The organism is Burkholderia sp. Ac-20365 (assembly GCF_017104715.1).
Taxonomy (GTDB): domain Bacteria; phylum Pseudomonadota; class Gammaproteobacteria; order Burkholderiales; family Burkholderiaceae; genus Paraburkholderia.
On the sequence record NZ_JAAGPI010000003.1, the window covers coordinates 136,236 to 152,781 of the forward strand.

Here is a 16,546-nt window from a genome sequence, read left to right on the forward strand (position 1 = left end):
GATCTCCTTAGTCCTGCAATGCGGGTTCCTGCGCATCCTGTTCGTGTTGACGGCGCGTCACGGGCGAGCCGTCGGGACCATGAATGTGTGGATGACGGCCATGTTTGTCGCGCAGAGGCTTCGCACCAGAGAGCTTGCGCAGGATCACGTAGAACACGGGCGTGAGCAGCAGGCCGAAGAAAGTCACGCCGAGCATGCCGAAGAACACGGCGATCCCCATTGCGCGGCGCATCTCCGAACCCGCGCCTGTCGAGATCACGAGCGGCACGACACCCATGATGAAAGCGATCGATGTCATCAGAATGGGGCGCAGCCGCAGGCGCGACGCCTCGATGGCCGCCTGCACGATCGAGCGGCCCTGCATCTCCAGCTCGCGCGCGAATTCGACGATCAGAATCGCGTTTTTCGCCGACAGACCCACCAGCACCATCAACCCGATCTGCGTGAAGATGTTGTTGTCGCCGCGTGTAAGCCATACGCCCGCCAGCGCCGACAGGATGCTCATCGGCACGATCAGCAGGATCGCAAGCGGCAGCGTGACGCTTTCGTACATCGCGGCGAGCACGAGGAACACGAGCAGCACGCTGACCGGAAACACCCATAACGCGGCATTGCCTGCCAGGATCTGCTGATAGGTGAGGTCGGTCCATTCGAACCGGATGCCACGCGGAAGCGTCTCCTTCGCGATGCGCTCGACGGCCGCCATCGCCTGACCGGACGAATAACCGGGCGCGGGGCCGCCGTTGATGTCGGCGGCGAGAAAGCCGTTGTAGCGCACGACCATCTCCGGCCCATAGGTTGGCGTCACCTTCACGAGCGACGACAGCGGCACCATCTCGCCGCGCTCGTTGCGCGTCTTCAGTTGCAGGATGCTGTCGGCATTCGCGCGGAACGGCGCGTCGGCTTGCGCCCGGACCTGATACACGCGGCCGAACTTGTTGAAGTCGTTCACATAGAGCGAACCGAGATAGATCTGCATCGTGTCGAACACGTCCGTGACGGAGACACCCAGTTGCTTTGCTTTCTCGCGGTCCAGCTCCACGTTCAGTTGCGGCACGTTGATCTGGTAGCTCGAAAACGACGGCCCGAGTTCGGGTGCCTTCGCGGCGGCGGCGAGAAACGCCCGCGTCGCCGCGTTGAGCGCTTCATAGCCGAGCGCGCCGCGATCCTCGATCTGCAGCTTGAAGCCGCCGATCGTGCCGAGACCCTGAACCGGCGGAGGCGGGAAGGTGGCGATCGCCGCGTCCTTGATCGCGCTGTACTGGTGGTTGAGGCCCGCAACGATATCCGTGCCCGTTTCGCCTTTGCCGCGCTCCTTGGACGGCTTCGCGACCGAGAACACGAGACCGCTGCTCGACGAGTTCATCAGCCCCGTCACCGATAGCCCCGGAAACTCGGGTGTGTGTATCACGCCGGGCTGCTGGCGTGCCATCGCACCCATCTCGTTCACGACCTTCTCCGTACGATCGAGCGACGCGCCTGCGGGCAACTGGAGGATGCTGACGAAGTAATCCTTGTCCTGTGCCGGCACGAAGCCGCCCGGCACGATCCTGCCGAGCAGAACCGTGCCGCCGAGCAGCACCGCATAGACGACGGTCATCGCCAGCTTGCGGTTGATGATGCCGCTCACGCCTTTGCCATACCCTTCGGAGCCGCGATTGAAGATCTTGTTGAAGATGTTGAAGAACGGCCCGAGCACGCGATCCATCGCACGCGTAAGCCGGTCCTTCGGCGCGTGATGGTCCTTCAGCAGCAGGGCAGACAAGGCAGGCGACAGCGTGAGCGAGTTGAACGCGGAGATCACCGTCGAAATGGCAATGGTCATCGCGAACTGCTTGTAGAACTGCCCCGTGAGCCCCGACATGAACGCGAGCGGCACGAACACGGCAACGAGCGTCAGCGCAATCGCGATGATCGGTCCGCTCACTTCGCGCATCGCTTCATACGAGGCTTCGAGTGGCGACAGGCCTGCAGCGATGTTGCGCTCGACGTTCTCCACGACCACGATCGCGTCGTCGACGACGATGCCGATCGCAAGCACCATCCCGAACAGCGACAGCGCGTTGATCGTGAATCCGAACGCCAGCATCAGCGAGAACGTGCCCACGATCGATACGGGCACCGCAAGCAGCGGAATCAGCGACGCACGCCACGTCTGCAGGAATACGATCACCACCAGCACGACGAGAATGATCGCTTCGAACAGCGTGTGCACGACGGCATCGATACTCTCGCGAACGAACTGCGTCGGGTCGTAGACGATTTCGGCTTTCACGCCTTCCGGCATGTCCTTTTGCATGTCGGCGGTGAGCTTGCGGATGTCGTCGGAGATCTGCAGCGAATTCGCGTTGGGCTGCTGGAAGATGATGATCTGCACCGCCTTCTTGCCATCCATGCTCGCGCGCAGCGCATAGTCCGACGCGCCCATTTCGACGCGCGCGATATCGCCGAGATGCGTGATGGCGCCGTCAGGCGAAGTCTTCACGATGATGCGGCGGAACTCGTCCTCCGACTTGAGCCGGCCCTGTGCGTTGACGCTCAGTTGCAACGGCACGTTGGTCGTCATCGGCGCGCCGCCGACGATGCCTGCTGCGACCTGCACGTTCTGCTCGCGGATCGCCTTCACGACATCGGTGGCGGTGAGATTCTGGCGTGCGACTTTGGTCGGATCGAGCCACACGCGCATCGAATAGTCGCCCGAACCCCACAGCACCACTTCGCCCACGCCTGGCACCTGCGCGAAGCGGTCCTTGATGTTGATCAACGCGTAGTTGCGCAGGTACGTGAGGTCATAGCGGCCGTTCGGCGACACGAGGTTGACGCCCATCGTGAGCGTGGGCGACGACTTCACGGTTGTCACGCCGAGCCGCTGCACGTCTTCAGGCAGACGCGGCAGCGCCTGCGACACGCGGTTCTGCACCAGTTGCTGCGCCTTGTCGGGATCGGTGCCGAGCTTGAACGTGACGGTCGTCGTCAGGTTGCCGTCGCTGTTGGCCTGCGACTGCATGTACAGCATGTTCTCGACGCCGTTGATCTGCTCCTCGATGGGCGAGGCGACCGTTTCCGCGATCACTTTCGGATTCGCGCCGGGATATTGCGCGCGGACCACGACGGACGGCGGCACGACTTCGGGATACTCCGCCGTGGGCAGTTTCGTGAGCGCGATCACGCCCGCGAGCAGGATGACCACGGATAGCACGGCCGCGAAGATCGGCCGGTCGATGAAGAACTTCGAGATGTTCATGATGAGCCTTTTGCCTGATCAGGCAGCGGACTTCGCGGCATCCGTCATGTCGACGGGATGCGGCTTTACGGTGTCGTTGGGACGTGCGCGCATCAGTCCATTGACGACGATGCGCTCGCCCGGCCTGAGTCCGGCGCTCACCACGCGCAGGTTGTCGTGCAGCGCGCCGAGTTGCACCTCGCGGTACTGAACCTTGTTCGCGTCGTTGACGACCAGCACGTATTTCTTCGACTGGTCGGTGCCGATGGCCGCGTCGTCGACCAGCACGGCGGAATGCGCGTCGCCGCCGCCGACCTTCACGCGCGCATACAGCCCCGGCACGAGCGCGCCGTCGCGGTTATCGATGATGGCGCGCACGCGGATCGTCGCCGACTGGGCGTCCAGCCGGTTGTCGACCGAACTGATCGTGCCCTGGCGCGAGTAACCATCCTCGTTCGCGAGTCCGAGCGTGACGGGCACCCTGGCCTGACGATCGCGACCGAGATAGCGCAGATACGTTTGCTCGTCGACATCGAACGACGCATAGATCGGCGAGACGGAAACCAGCGAGGTGAGCAGCGGCGCATTCGATCCGGCCGATACGACGTTGCCCACCGTCAGCTCGGCGCGCGATACGCGGCCGCTGACGGGCGCGACGATCGTCGTGTAGCCGAGATTCACCTGCGCGGCTTCGAGCGCTGCATCGGCGGCCTTGACGGCGGCGGCGGCTTCCCGTGCCGCGTTCTGCTTCTCGTCGTAGTCGCGTCTGGCGATTGCGTTGTCGACGAGGAGACGCTCCGCGCGCGTGGCATCCATCGACGTATAGAGCGCGCGCGCCTTCGCCGCGGCCACCTGGGCGGCTGCGCGATCGACCTCTGCCTGATAGGGACGCGGATCGATGGTGAAGAGCGGGTCGCCCTTCTTGACGAGCGCGCCGTCAACAAAATGCACGGCGACGATGGTGCCCGGCACGAGCGGGCGCACGTCGACGTGATCGACGGCTTCGAGCCGCCCCGAGTAGCTTTGCCAGTCGGTGACGCTGCGCGAGAGTACGGTAGCAACGTCGACTTCAACGGCGGGCGCGGGCGCATCGGCGGCGTGGGCATCGGCAAACGCGCCCTGGCCGACACCCCGAACGAGTCCGGCTCCCGCCGATATACCGAGCACGGCAAGCGCGCCCACGGCAACGGACAGGCGTTTCAGATTAGGTGACATGAATTGGATTCCTGAACAAAAATTGATGATCGAGATTCGGCATGTGCGATTGAGGACCGGGCCCGGATACGTCGGAGACGGACCGCGCAGCGTTGACGGAAGTATGGGTTTCACCCACGGAGCGATAAAGCCGGCCCGGGTGGTTTCTTTGTCGCGCCGAAAGCGACAATGCCGGGCGCTTCGCGTGTGTCGTGGCCGCTCGAGCGCTTCAGACCGTGGCCGCTTCTTCAAGCAGCGCCGATGTGCGCAGGTCGACGGCACGCAGCAGATTGCATTGCGCAAAACGTTCGACGGCCCAATCGACGAACGCACGCACGAGCGGCGACAGATAGCGATCGCGCGGATAGACGGCCGAGATCGGCAGGGGCGCCGGGCGCCAACGACCGAGCACCTCGACGAGTTCGCCCGCTTCGAGATGCGGTATCGCGAGGAAGCGCGGCAGCTGGATCAGACCCAGTCCGTTGAGTCCGCATTGCAGATACGCATCGGCGTCGTTGGCCGCGAGCCTGGAATGCAGGCGCGGCGCAGTGGCTTGTCCGTCGACGATGAAGTCCATTTGCACAATGCGCCCCGTCTTGCCCGGGAAATAGTTCACGGCCGTGTGTTGGGCGAGGTCCGCGAGCGTTTCAGGCACGCCCGCGCGTGCGAGATAGGCGCGACTCGCGACAGTGACGACGTCGGCTGTGCCGAGACAGCGTGCAACGAGCGTCGAGTCCTGCAATTGCCCCATGCGGATCGCGCAATCCGTGCTGTCTTGCACGAGATCGACGGCCGTATCGCCGACGCCGAGCATGAGTTCGATGTCCGGATAACGCGACTGGAAATCGCCGAGTGCGGGCACGATCACGTGTTTGCCGATCGACCCCGGCATGTCCACCTTCAGCTTGCCGCGCGGCGGCACATGACGCGCGATGACGCGCTCGGATTCCTCGATGTCGGCGAGAATGCGCGCGCAACGCTCGTAATATGCCGCGCCGTCGGGCGTGAGGCTGATTCTGCGTGTCGTGCGGTTCAGCAGACGCACCTTGAGATGCGCTTCGAGCGCCTGCATGATGGTCGTCACGGAAGAGCGTGTGATGTGCAGCGAATGCGCCGCCGCAGAAAAACTGTTGCCGTCCACGATGCGCGTGAACACCTGCATGGCCTGTAGTCTGTTCATGATCTTATCGATGCCACCGCATCCGTCATTCCGGCCCGACGGCGTGCGTGTGCAGGCGACCGATTTCACCCGCGATCGCGTCCACATAGGGATCGCGCAGTTCGCAAGCGTGCAGCGCGTGTTGCAGTTTCATCGACAGAACGCACGATGCCAGCGGTGCAGCGTTGCGACGGCTTCAGCGTTTCGGTGAGCGACAGCATGATCTGTTCGCGCTTCCAGACGCACGGCAACGACCCGAAATGCTCCAGATACGCGCCGGAGTGAATGGCCTCTCGTGTCAACATCCCATCGCCTGTTCGAATCTTCGTAATGGGCGTGAGTATGGCCATCGTCCGTTCGCGGATAAACGCGTGTCCGGGAGACGCTTCGGCGAATGGCGCGCGACAATCGGGCTTTTCGGTGGGGCGCGCCGCGTTACGTCAGCCCGAAGTCACGCGATGCTTGCGAGGCGCTGCAAGGCAGGAATCAGTTCGCTCGGGTCCGGCCGCTTCGTGTAATCGGGGCTGACTTCGGCATAGGCGATCGTGCCATCCGTTGCGATCACGTAACGAGCCGGCATCGGCAGGGTCCAGCTGGGCTCGCCGTTGATGACCGGCAAGTCGACGTTGAAGCCCTTGTAGGCGTCGATCAATTCGTCCTGCAGGCGAAAGCGGATGCCGAACGCGTCAGCCGTCTTGCCGGCTTCATCGACGAGAATCGGATAGCTGAGTTTGTTCTGCCGTTGCGATTTCAGGCTGTTTGCGGCCGTCTGCATCGAAATCGAAACGAGCTGCGCGCCCAACGAGCGAATCTCTTGCGCGACGTCTTCGATCGCCTGCAAATCGATGTTGCAGTACGGACACCAGACACCCCGATAAAACGTGACGACCAGCGGACCGCGCGCGAGCATGGCCGTGGATGAGACGGGCTCGCCTTCGGCAGTGACGAGCGTGAACGTCGGCGCGATGTCGCCGACCTTGAGGGATCGCTCCGCCTGGCCCGATGCAATCAGCTCGGCTGTCGTCCGGTGAAAAAGCTCGACGACGTCAGGCGGTGCAACCTTGCTTTCGAAGTTCGACCTGAAGGCATCCAGTTTCTGTTGCAGTTTCATTTCCAGCTCCATGTTTGCTCGCCGGTGATGGCGTGAAGTCATGGTGATTCATTTGCCTGGAGATGGGTAGAATGCCAGGATGACTTTTAGTTATTCGCCGCTCAAATGAATGACAAGCTATCGGTGTTGCGGCTGTTCACCCGCGTCGCCCGTACATCGAGCTTCACGCGAGCCGGGCGCGAGCTTGGCGTGAGCCAGCCATCAGTGTCGAGACAGATTTCGGAACTCGAGGCCGACGTCGGCACGCCGCTTTTTGTCAGAAGCACTCGCGCAGTGAGGCTGACGGAGGCGGGCGTCGACTATCTGATGCGCGTCGAAGCCATTCTCGAAGCGCTCGAAGAGGCCGATCACGTTGCGCGCGGGAGCGCCGATCTGCGCGGTCATCTCCGGGTGGCGCTGTCCGCAAGCTTCGGGATTCGCGAGGTGATTCCACGCATCGGACGATTCATGGACTCGCATCCCGCGTTGCATGTCGAACTGCTGATGTCGGACGATCGGCAAGACCTGATCGCGGAGGGTGTCGACGTGGCGATCCGGTTCGGCGCCTTGCCGGATTCGAGCGCCCGATCGAGATTGCTCGGACGTTCTCCGCGCATGCTCGTTGCCGCGCCGGACTATCTGGCGCGCGCCGGACATCCCGTCGCCCCCTCCGATCTGAGCCAGCATGCGTTTGTGATTGGGCCGTCCAGTGCAGCGTCGTTGGGATGGAGGCTGAGGAAGGATGGACGCGAAGCATCGTTTCGCGCCGAAGGGCGCCTCATGACCTCCGTGAACGAGGGCGCGACGGCGGCCGCCGTGGCCGGACTCGGTATATTGGCAGTTGGCTTGTGGGGATGCCGGAACGAAATCGAAGACGGACGCCTCGTACGGGTTCTGGACGACTGGACGCTCGAACCCGTCGAGATTCATGCGATGTTTCCACCAGGCAAAGCTTTACGGCCAGCTGCCCGCGCGCTTGCGGACTATCTCGCCGAAGAGCTGAGGTCTATATCTGCGGCGTGACGTAAGTCCGTCGATGTGAGTCGACGACCGCATCCTCACTGCATGAGCGAAAAGGACTGCGTAGGTCTTTCCGTCGCGAGTATCTGGTCCGTTGGAGGACTGGAGGTCCAGTCCTTTCCCGGCAGCGGCCATTCGCCTGATTTGTCACATGGATAGACGACCGTTCGTCGCGAGAGCCTTACTGCCGCGCCGCGACTTGCACGCGCTCGCCTGCGCTGCTTCGGGCCGAAGCGATCGACATACCCAGACCGAGCAGCGTCAGGCAGACGACGGGCACCAGCATCGGCGCGCTCGCGTTACCTGCGACCTTGCCGATATAAGGCATCAGGTTCTGCGCGAAGAAACCACCAAGATTGCCGATCGAATTGATCGCCGCGATGCTCGCTGCAGCGCGGGCGCCTGTGAAGTATCGCGGGGGCAGCGACCAGAAGCAGGGGTAGAGCAGCGGAATGCAAGCCCCGCCCAACACGAGCGCGGCAAATTGCAGCGGCAGACCCGGCAGCACGAGACTGAGCGCGAAGCCGATCACGCCGACGCCTGCCACCATCGCCATTGCCTTGAGTACTACGCCCTCACGCTTGAGCTTCGCGGGTAACCACAGCAGAAGCAGCGCGGAGAGCATCCACGGAATCATGTTGAGCAGGCCGTTGAGCGACGAATGCGAGACGCCGCCGCTTTTCAGCAACGTCGGCAGCCAGTACGTCACGCCGTAGAGCGAGGTGGACATGAGCATGTAGCCGCATGCGAACATCAGCACGCGTCTGTCGATGAACGCTCGCCACGGATGCCCGGCGACCGCTTGCGCCGGCGCTTCGCGCCGCAGCGCCGCGGTCAGCAGGGTTTTCTCGTCGTTCGACAGGAACGGCGCACGTTCGACGGACTCAGGCAGAAAGCGCAACGCAACGAGTGCGACGAGGACGGCAGGCATACCCGTTGCCACGAACACCCATTGCCATCCGGCGAGCCCCAGATTGCCATCCAGCGACAACAGCAAGCCACCCGCGAGCGAGCCGAGCATGTTGGCGAGCGCACTGCCTAGCGTGAAGAAGCCGAGCATGCGCGTGCGATGGCTCTGCGGAAACCACAGCGTCAGATAAAAGATCACGCCCGGATAGAAGCCAGCTTCGGCGACACCCAGTGCGAACCGGAACACATAGAACAGTCCCGTCGAATGTGTGAATGCCATCGCCACGGTGATGACGCCCCAAGTCGCCATGATGCGGGCGAGCCACAGGCGCGCGCCGAATCGATGCAGCGCCAGCGTGCTCGGCACCTCGAACAGCAGGTAGCCGATAAAGAACAGCGACGCGCCGAGACCATATGACGCTTCCGACATTCCCAGTGCATGCACCATCTGCAGCTTGGCAAAGCCGACGTTCTGCCGGTCGATAAAGGCGATCAGAAACATTACGACCAAAAGCGGCATGAGCCGCCAGGCGACCTTCTTCACGGTGGCCTGCTCGGCAATCAGGGTTTCGTTCACAATCAATCTCCAATCAAAATTCATATATATGTTTAGTTGGCTGAGCGCTTTCAACAATGGGTAGAAACCCGTTATCCGCTGTAATACGGCCTATACGCGGGTTAATACTGATCCACCCATGACGTCGATCGTGAAATCATATATATGAATATGGAGGAGATTCCCGATGCCAGCCGATGACCGCTTGCCCCGTTACCAGCGTTTGCGCGACGAAATGGTTGCCCTGATCGCGGCCCGTCATTGGCGGCCGGGTGAAGCGATCCCTACCGAGCAGGCGCTGGCCAGCAGCTACGACGTAGCCGTCGGGACGGTTCGCAAAGCCGTCGATTTGCTTGTCGCGGAGGGCTTGCTGGAGCGCTTCCAGGGCCGAGGGACCTTCGTGCGCCGTGCGAGCTTCGACAGTTCGCTGTTTCGTTTCTTCCGCTTTCAGACGCGGCAAGGCGAACGGCGCGTTCCGGAGAGCCGCATCTTGCGGCGCGAGGTTGTGGACGCACCGTCGGCAGTCGCAGCGATCCTGCAGATTTCGAGCAGCGCGCGCGTGATCCAGATGTCGCGCCTGCGGCTGATCGACGGCGTGCCCATGCTCGCCGAAGAAATCTGGCTGCCCTACGTACGTTTTGCCGCATTTGCGCAGATGGACCTGAATGAAGTCGGTGACCTGCTGTACCCGGTGTACGAGGCGCAGTGCAATCAGGTCGTGGCGTCCGCCACAGAAACACTGACCGTCGAAGCGATTGGCCCGTTGCATGCGCGGTTGTTACACATCGAGCCGGGTACGCCCGCTGTTGTCATCGAGCGTCTTGCGTACGGATACGACAGACAGCCGCTCGAATGGCGCCGCTCACGCGGGCCCGCCAGCGAATTCATCTATCAGGCCGAGATTCGCTAGCGATCGCACGCCTTGACACACACGTTGTTCCCACGCAGGAACGACGACCCAGGAGACAGCGATGTTCAAATGGTTCAACGAGATATCAGGCAATGAGCGCCGGACATTCTGGGCGTGCTTCGGCGGATGGGCACTCGATTCGCTTGATGTGCAGATGTTCAGCCTCGTGATTCCGGCGATCATCGCCGAATGGTCGATCAGCCGCACGCAGGCGGGGCTCGTCAGCGGCGTCACGCTGGTGGCGTCGGCGCTGGGTGGCTGGATCGCGGGCATGATGTCGGACCGGCTGGGACGCGTGAGGACGCTGCAATGGACCGTCGCGTTTTTTTCAGTGTTCACGTTCCTGTGCGCGTTCGCGCAGAACTATCCGCAGTTTCTCGTGCTGAAGACGCTGCAGGGGTTTGGCTTCGGCGGAGAATGGGCGGCAGGCGCCGTGCTGATGGCCGAGACGATCCGCAACGAGCATCGCGGCAAGGCAATGGGTAGCGTGCAGAGCGCATGGGCCGTCGGCTGGGGTGCCGCAGTGCTTCTCTATGCGTTGATGTTCTCGCTGCTGCCGGGGGACACCGCGTGGCGCGTGATGTTCGGGGTGGGCCTCGTTCCCGCACTGCTGATTCTGTACGTTCGGCGCGGGGTGCAGGAGCCCGCCGCGCCGGCGCACGCGATGCGCAATGCGCGGGGGCGTCAGCAAGAGCGAACGCCTGGTCTTGTCGCCGGCATCTTTTCTCCGCAAGTGCTGCGCATGACGCTGCTCGGCGCACTGCTCGGCGTTGGCGCACATGGTGGCTACTACGCGCTGATGACCTGGCTGCCAACGTTTCTGAAGAGCGAGCGCCACCTGTCGGTGTTAAGTACGGGCGGCTATCTCGCCGTTGTGATCGTCGCATTCTTTTGCGGGTGCCTCGTGAGTGCGCAACTGCTGGATCGCATCGGGCGCCGCAAGACCATTCTCACGTTCGCAATCTGCTGCGTGATAACGGTGACTGCCTATCTGTTTCTTCCGCTCGGCAATATCGCGATGCTGTTCTTCGGATTTCCACTCGGTTTTTTTGCAGCGGGTATTCCTGCAAGCATGGGCGCGCTGTTCAACGAGTTGTATCCGCGTGGAATGCGCGGCACAGGCGTGGGGTTTTGCTACAACTTCGGGCGCGTCGTATCTGCGGGATTTCCGGTGCTCGTCGGGCATATGTCCGCAAACATGTCGCTCGGGACGGCGATCGGCATCGATGCGGGACTCGCCTACGCAATTGTCGTGCTGTCCGTACTGATGCTGCCGGAGACACGTGGCCGCGCACTGGGCGAAGCTACGCTCGATCCGGAACACACAGGCGCGCTGTCTCACGCGCCAAGGCATTGATGCGCGGCGCGCTCGCCCGCAATCGCGCAAGACTGGTGATGAAGGAATAGCCGTGATGGAGAAACCGGAGATAGACGCGAGCCACCGGCAGGTGGCACATCGTCCTGCCCACATTGCGTCTGTCGATACGCATGCTCATGTGTTCGAGCGCGGTCTGCCGCTCGCCCGGCAGCGCCGCTATGCACCCGACTACGACGCCACACTCGATGCATACCTTGCCCAACTGGATGCACACGGCGTATCGCACGGCGTGCTCGTGCAGCCCAGCTTTCTTGGCACCGATTGCAGCTATATGCTCGATGCGTTGCGCCGCGCGCCGGAACGGCTACGCGGTGTCGCGGTGATCGAGCGAGATTGTCAGGTCGATACGCTACTGAAGATGGCGCAAGCAGGTGTTGCAGGGATTCGGCTGAACCTGATTGGGCATGCCGATCTGCCGCTCGACAGGTGGGTGAGCGCGCAAACGCTCGCCCACGTTTGCGACCTGAAATGGCACGTCGAAGTGCATGCGGAAGCTGCGCGGTTGCAAGGCATCGTCGAGCCGCTTCTGGAAGCTGGCGTGCATGTCGTCGTCGATCATTTCGGCAGACCCGATCCCGATCGCGGTGTACGTGACGCGGGCTTTCGCCGTCTTCTGGAACTGGCCGACACGCAGCGTGTGTGGGTGAAGATCTCGGCGGCATACCGGAACCGGCGGCAGCTTCGCGCGATCGACGATGATGTGCACGACGTATTTCATCTTCTGAAAGAGGCCTTTGGCGTGCATCGCCTGATGTGGGGCAGCGACTGGCCGCATACACAGTTTGAAGCGGAGGAGGATTTTGTTCAGGCGCTCGCGCTTCTGGACGCGCTGCTTCCGGTTGAGGAAGAGCGCAGGGCGGTACTGGTCGACACGCCCGCAAGACTTTACAAGTTCGACGTTGCGTGACTCACATCGCGTGTCGCAAGGGCAACGTGAGTGCGTGCGCGTGGTGCTCGATCACTTCTGGCCGAGCCGCCTGACCGGGGCACAATTGTCGACGGTCGGCTGTCCATCGGGACGAGAGACAGGAACGATATGTTTGAAAGTGTCTTTGGTCATGATGGATATCCGGCGCGCCAGCACGCCGGCCCGTGTTTCTATTGCAACACCGCAGCGCAAAGCTTCGCCAGCCGATCGTCGAGTGAGCGGCCTTGAACGTCGATCTGGGCGCTGTGGAACTGACTGAGTTGGGTCGACGGCTTGTCGTACTCGATAGTCGTGCCACCCTGTGCATTCTCATACACCATGATGCGCAATGGTGCGTACAGTCCCGCCGCCATGTTGACGCTGGTCATTTCAGTCGCCGTAAGAATGTTGCCGGTGAAATACTCGGTGCCGTTTTTGCGCTGTCCTTTCAGCATGAGCCAGTCGCCATGCAGCCCAATGTAGTGAATCACCAGCCCGTCATTGCCAGCGGCTTTTTGAAGGGCGGTACGCAGTTCGTCGACCTTGTCCTGCTTCAGCAGCGCACGGATATGATCGTCGAGCCGGCCGAGACGGCTCTCCAGATCCTGTTTGACGAGTGCATAAGGTTTGCTGGACGAGACGGTCACATGATCGATAATCGTCTTTGTTTCCGATACCTCGACAGTCGCCGCCATCGCGGACGCACACAACCCGCTCATGGTAATCGCGGCAATCGCGGCTGTGGACAACGTACGTCGTAAAACGGTAGTACATAAGCGAATCACTGGGTGTCTCCTTGGTGGACAGGTAGTTGGATTGAACTCTCTCGCGTCAGTGTTTCGACGCGGCTTCGGCGCCAAGACCGCTTAGCATTCGAAGTTGCTGCGTATCGAAGGAGCCGTCGCCGGCGTTCTGACGTGTCGTGACCGATCCGATCCAGCCCGCTATAAAGCCTGCGGGAATGCTGAACAGACCGGGATTCGAGAGCCAGAACGGCGGGGTGGAGTCCTTGAAGATGATGCCTTTCGCTCCGATGACGGCCGGTCCCAGCAGCACGAGGCCGATCGACGAAAGCGTGCCGACAAGTACCGCGGCGACGGCGCCTCGATCCGTAAAACGCCGCCAGTACATCGAGTAGAGAACCACGGGCAGATTCGCGCTAGCCGCGATGGCAAATGCGAGGCCTACGAGAAACGCCACATTGAAGGTCTTCACGAGCAGCGCAAGTCCCATGGCGGCGATACCGAACACTATCGTGGCAATCTTCGCGATCACGACCTGCCGGCGCTCCTTGTCACGCGACGCCGAGAATAGATGGCCGAAGATGTCGTGAGAGATGGTCGAGGCCGAGGAAATCATGATCCCCGAGACGACGGCCAGAATGGTTGCGAATGCAATTGCCGAAACGCACGCGAGCAGAAGTTCGCCGCCCACAGAACCCGCGCCACCGCCGAGTGTCGTGGCAAGCAACGTGATGGCGCTGTTTCCGGAACTGTGCGTCGCGAGAATCGCCGCCGGTCCCACGATCGCGGTAGCGGAAAAGCCGAGCACGATCATCATGACGGCAAAGGACGTCATCACGATCAGGCCGATTTTCGCTGACTTTCTAGCAGCGATGGCGGACGGCACCGTGTAGAACCGGGTCATGACGTGCGGCAGGCCCGCTGTGCCCAACGCCAGAGCGAGTGTGAGTGACAGCGTATCCAGCGGGTCCTTGAAGTAGCCGCCGGGCACGAAGTACTGCGCTGGATGCAGCGATGACAGGCGTGCCCTGGTGAATAGCGCGCCCACGTCGAAGGAAAAATGCGCGAGAGCAAGCAGCACGAGCACCGCCCCGGCAGTCCAGACGAGGACAGCCTTGACGATCTGCACGTAAGTCGCAGCCACCATTCCGCCGAACAGCACGTACGCGATCATGAGTACGCCGATCAGCACGATTGCGGCGTTGGCGCCGATCGGCAGTAGCAGACTGGCCAGCGCGCCGGCGCCGACGAGTTGCGCGAGCAGATACGCTAACGAAATGATCAACGAAGAGCCCGATGTCGCCGCTCGTACGCCACGGCTGCGCAAGCGGAGTGCGACCACATCGGAGAGCGTGTATTTGCCGCAGTTTCTGACGGGCTCCGCGACGATCAGCATGATCATGATCCATCCGGCGATAAAACCGACCTGATACACGATGCCGTCGAATCCGAACAGGGAAACGAGTCCCGTCACACCCAGAAACGATCCGGCGGACATGAAGTCTCCCGCCAGCGCGAGGCCGTTCTGGGTCGGCGACAGATTGCGTCCGGCCACGAAAAATCCAGAGGTTCCGCGCGATCGGCGCGTGCTCCAGCCGGTCAGAAGAAGGCTGAGTCCGATAAACCCCACGAAGGCGATGATTCTGAGTCCGCCATGACTGATCAGGTTATTCATGTCGATCACCGTCCGGTTGTGCAGACGCGCTGCGAAGCAGTTCGGCCGCTTTCGGGTCGTAGGCTCGCTCGGCCCATGCGCAGTAGCCCCAGAAGGTCGCGATCGTGAGCGCGAACTGGACGACTACCGCAAGCAGTCCGAGGTTGAGTTCGCCGTAGACGGATACGGACATCGCGCCGGGAAACTCCAGCACCGCGATCAACAGGCCGAAGTAGAGTCCCAGCGAGATATAGAGCAGCGACCATACGAAGTGGTTGCGAAACTTTGCGAGCGCTTGCGTCTTCTCGACGAGTGACGTGCCGGATGATCTGGCTTTCGTCATGTTTTGCCGCTCGAATTCGGCGTTGATCGATTCCATCGATTGCATATCGGGTCTCCTCCGTTATGGTCTTTCGTGACAGACATCTGTCGCAGTCGTCGCTAGCACTTTGCCGGCAGCACTTCGCCACGGCTCTCTCCAAAGCCGATTCGTGCAAAGCCCGCCTTCTCGCAATAGCCGCGCAGAATAATGGCGTCGCCATCCTCCACGTAGCTGCGCTGTTCACCCGTACCCAGCGTGATGGGTTCGCTTGCGTTGCGCGCAAGTTCCATCAGCGCGCCTGCTTCCGATTTCTCCGGACCTGAAATGGTGCCGCTTCCTAGCAGGTCTCCCGGACGCAGATTGCAGCCGTTCACGGCGTGATGCGCGACCATCTGCGCGATGCTCCAGTACTGATGCCTGAAACTCGTGCGTGAGAGTTGCGTTGCCGGGAGATTCCCGGCTCTATGGTGAGAAGTCTCCATGCAGACTTCCAGTTGGATATCGATGGCGCCCGTCGTGCTGTTACGGTCCGAATCCAGATAAGGCAGTGACTTGCCATCCGCGTCCGGGCGCGGCAGTGGGAGCCTGAAAGGCGCCAGCGCCTCCATGGTCACGATCCACGGCGAGATCGTGGTGGCAAAATTCTTTGCCAGAAACGGTCCTAATGGCTGCATCTCCCACGCCTGAATATCGCGCGCGGACCAGTCGTTGAGCAGACAAAGCCCGAACACATGACTGTCGGCCTGATCCAGTTCGATCGGTTCGCCCGGCGCATTGCCTTGTCCAATGTAGATGCCGAGTTCGAGTTCGTAATCCAGCTTGCGCGAAGGCGAGAAGATCGGCGCCTCTTCACCTGGAAGCATGATTTGACCCGCCGGGCGCCGGAACCGCTGACCACTTGTTCCGATGCTTGAAACCCGGCCGTGATACGCGATGGGTATCGACTTGAAGTTGGCGCTGACACCGTCTAAGCCGAGGAGCTTGCTGATGTTGGTCGCGTGATGAATCGACGTGTAGAAGTCCGTGTAGTCGCCGATCTGCGCAGGCACGCTGTACTCCACTTCCGATTGTGGGATCAGAGATGCGTCGATTGCCGCACGGTCGCTGGAAGGGGCACGCTCATGAAGCGCAGCGAATAGCGCGTGGCGCAATGCGCGCCATGCGGAAGGGCCCATTGAAAAGAACGCATTGAGCACGGGCTGCGCGCATGCACGCGCGGCCTCGCCCGCGATTCCATCCAGAGCAGCACGAGACGCCCACGCGGCGATGTCGACGACATGATCGCCGATGGCGACCGCGCCCCGAAACGCCTCATCGGCATTTCTTTTGCGGAAAACCGAAAACGGCAGGTTCTGAATGGGAAAATCGCCTGCCTCTGCATTGGCTGAGTCGACCCAACTGCGCGCAGCGGGATCATGAGTTTGATTCAGTGTGTGTTGCATGTTCGTCTCGATTCATTCGTAAATCGGCGCGAGCCGTGC

At 61.8% G+C, this 16,546-nt stretch carries 13 protein-coding genes; 4 read left to right on the forward strand and 9 right to left on the reverse strand.

Annotation, left to right across the window (positions count from 1 at the left end; genetic code table 11):
* Positions 1-7 precede the first annotated feature (7 nt).
* The 4 genes from G3O01_RS07080 to G3O01_RS07095 all read right to left on the reverse strand — a co-directional run bounded on the left by G3O01_RS07080 (position 8) and on the right by G3O01_RS07095 (position 6,687).
* On the reverse strand, positions 8-3,244 hold the full coding sequence (locus G3O01_RS07080; protein WP_205803830.1) for a multidrug efflux RND transporter permease subunit: 3,237 nt from the start codon (positions 3,242-3,244) through the stop codon (positions 8-10).
* A gap of 18 nt (positions 3,245-3,262) precedes the next feature.
* On the reverse strand, positions 3,263-4,438 hold the full coding sequence (locus G3O01_RS07085; RefSeq protein ID WP_205803831.1) for an efflux RND transporter periplasmic adaptor subunit: 1,176 nt from the start codon (positions 4,436-4,438) through the stop codon (positions 3,263-3,265).
* A 208-nt stretch (positions 4,439-4,646) separates the two neighbouring features.
* Complete coding sequence (locus G3O01_RS07090; protein WP_205803832.1) at positions 4,647-5,597, reverse strand: LysR family transcriptional regulator; 951 nt, start codon at positions 5,595-5,597, stop codon at positions 4,647-4,649.
* Between the two features lie 430 nt (positions 5,598-6,027).
* Entirely contained in the window at positions 6,028-6,687 is a 660-nt protein-coding gene (locus G3O01_RS07095; protein WP_205803833.1) for a peroxiredoxin-like family protein, read from the reverse strand.
* A gap of 105 nt (positions 6,688-6,792) precedes the next feature.
* Here G3O01_RS07095 and G3O01_RS07100 point away from each other — a divergent pair, with 105 nt between their 5' ends.
* The gene (locus tag G3O01_RS07100; RefSeq protein WP_205803834.1) at positions 6,793-7,689 is read left to right on the forward strand and encodes a LysR family transcriptional regulator; all 897 of its coding nucleotides are present in this window, start codon (positions 6,793-6,795) and stop codon (positions 7,687-7,689) included.
* 178 nt (positions 7,690-7,867) lie between these two features.
* Here the strand turns inward: G3O01_RS07100 and G3O01_RS07105 are convergent, their stop codons facing one another.
* Complete coding sequence (locus tag G3O01_RS07105) at positions 7,868-9,196, reverse strand: MFS transporter (protein ID WP_205803835.1); 1,329 nt, start codon at positions 9,194-9,196, stop codon at positions 7,868-7,870.
* A 142-nt stretch (positions 9,197-9,338) separates the two neighbouring features.
* Between G3O01_RS07105 and G3O01_RS07110 the strand changes: the two genes are divergently transcribed.
* The 3 genes from G3O01_RS07110 (at position 9,339) to G3O01_RS07120 (ending at position 12,346) form a co-directional block, all read left to right on the forward strand.
* Entirely contained in the window at positions 9,339-10,061 is a 723-nt protein-coding gene (locus G3O01_RS07110) for a GntR family transcriptional regulator (protein WP_205803836.1), read from the forward strand.
* Between the two features lie 61 nt (positions 10,062-10,122).
* Positions 10,123-11,418, forward strand: coding sequence for an MFS transporter (locus G3O01_RS07115; RefSeq protein WP_205803837.1), 1,296 nt, complete (start codon positions 10,123-10,125; stop codon positions 11,416-11,418).
* 52 nt (positions 11,419-11,470) lie between these two features.
* Complete coding sequence (locus tag G3O01_RS07120) at positions 11,471-12,346, forward strand: amidohydrolase family protein (protein ID WP_346779156.1); 876 nt, start codon at positions 11,471-11,473, stop codon at positions 12,344-12,346.
* Positions 12,347-12,537: 191 nt separating this feature from the next.
* Here G3O01_RS07120 and G3O01_RS07125 read toward each other — a convergent pair whose 3' ends face one another.
* The 4 genes from G3O01_RS07125 to fahA all read right to left on the reverse strand — a co-directional run bounded on the left by G3O01_RS07125 (position 12,538) and on the right by fahA (position 16,507).
* Positions 12,538-13,095: a DUF302 domain-containing protein gene (locus G3O01_RS07125; RefSeq protein ID WP_241023741.1), complete on the reverse strand. Its 558-nt coding sequence runs from the start codon at positions 13,093-13,095 to the stop codon at positions 12,538-12,540.
* A gap of 82 nt (positions 13,096-13,177) precedes the next feature.
* The gene (locus G3O01_RS07130) at positions 13,178-14,764 is read right to left on the reverse strand and encodes a cation acetate symporter (RefSeq protein ID WP_205803840.1); all 1,587 of its coding nucleotides are present in this window, start codon (positions 14,762-14,764) and stop codon (positions 13,178-13,180) included.
* Positions 14,757-15,131, reverse strand: a complete 375-nt coding sequence (locus G3O01_RS07135; RefSeq protein WP_205803841.1) for a DUF485 domain-containing protein — start codon at positions 15,129-15,131, stop codon at positions 14,757-14,759. The genes G3O01_RS07130 and G3O01_RS07135 overlap by 8 nt, the downstream gene beginning before the upstream one ends.
* Before the next feature lie 53 nt (positions 15,132-15,184).
* A complete protein-coding gene (gene fahA, locus G3O01_RS07140; protein WP_205803842.1) occupies positions 15,185-16,507 on the reverse strand; it encodes a fumarylacetoacetase in 1,323 nt (440 codons plus the stop codon).
* Positions 16,508-16,546: the final 39 nt, after the last annotated feature.

Excerpts from the sequence above, each read along its gene's own strand:
- G3O01_RS07110 (WP_205803836.1), top strand. The coding sequence starts at position 9,339 with ATGCCAGCCGATGACCGCTTGCCCCGTTACCAGCGTTTGCGCGACGAA.
- G3O01_RS07130 (WP_205803840.1), bottom strand. The coding sequence starts at position 14,764 with ATGAATAACCTGATCAGTCATGGCGGACTCAGAATCATCGCCTTCGTG.
- G3O01_RS07100 (WP_205803834.1), top strand. The coding sequence starts at position 6,793 with ATGAATGACAAGCTATCGGTGTTGCGGCTGTTCACCCGCGTCGCCCGT.
- fahA (WP_205803842.1), bottom strand. The coding sequence starts at position 16,507 with ATGCAACACACACTGAATCAAACTCATGATCCCGCTGCGCGCAGTTGG.
- G3O01_RS07080 (WP_205803830.1), bottom strand. The coding sequence starts at position 3,244 with ATGAACATCTCGAAGTTCTTCATCGACCGGCCGATCTTCGCGGCCGTG.
- G3O01_RS07085 (WP_205803831.1), bottom strand. The coding sequence starts at position 4,438 with ATGTCACCTAATCTGAAACGCCTGTCCGTTGCCGTGGGCGCGCTTGCC.
- G3O01_RS07115 (WP_205803837.1), top strand. The coding sequence starts at position 10,123 with ATGTTCAAATGGTTCAACGAGATATCAGGCAATGAGCGCCGGACATTC.
- G3O01_RS07105 (WP_205803835.1), bottom strand. The coding sequence starts at position 9,196 with ATGAATTTTGATTGGAGATTGATTGTGAACGAAACCCTGATTGCCGAG.
- G3O01_RS07135 (WP_205803841.1), bottom strand. The coding sequence starts at position 15,131 with ATGCAATCGATGGAATCGATCAACGCCGAATTCGAGCGGCAAAACATG.
- G3O01_RS07095 (WP_205803833.1), bottom strand. The coding sequence starts at position 6,687 with ATGAAACTGCAACAGAAACTGGATGCCTTCAGGTCGAACTTCGAAAGC.
- G3O01_RS07090 (WP_205803832.1), bottom strand. The coding sequence starts at position 5,597 with ATGAACAGACTACAGGCCATGCAGGTGTTCACGCGCATCGTGGACGGC.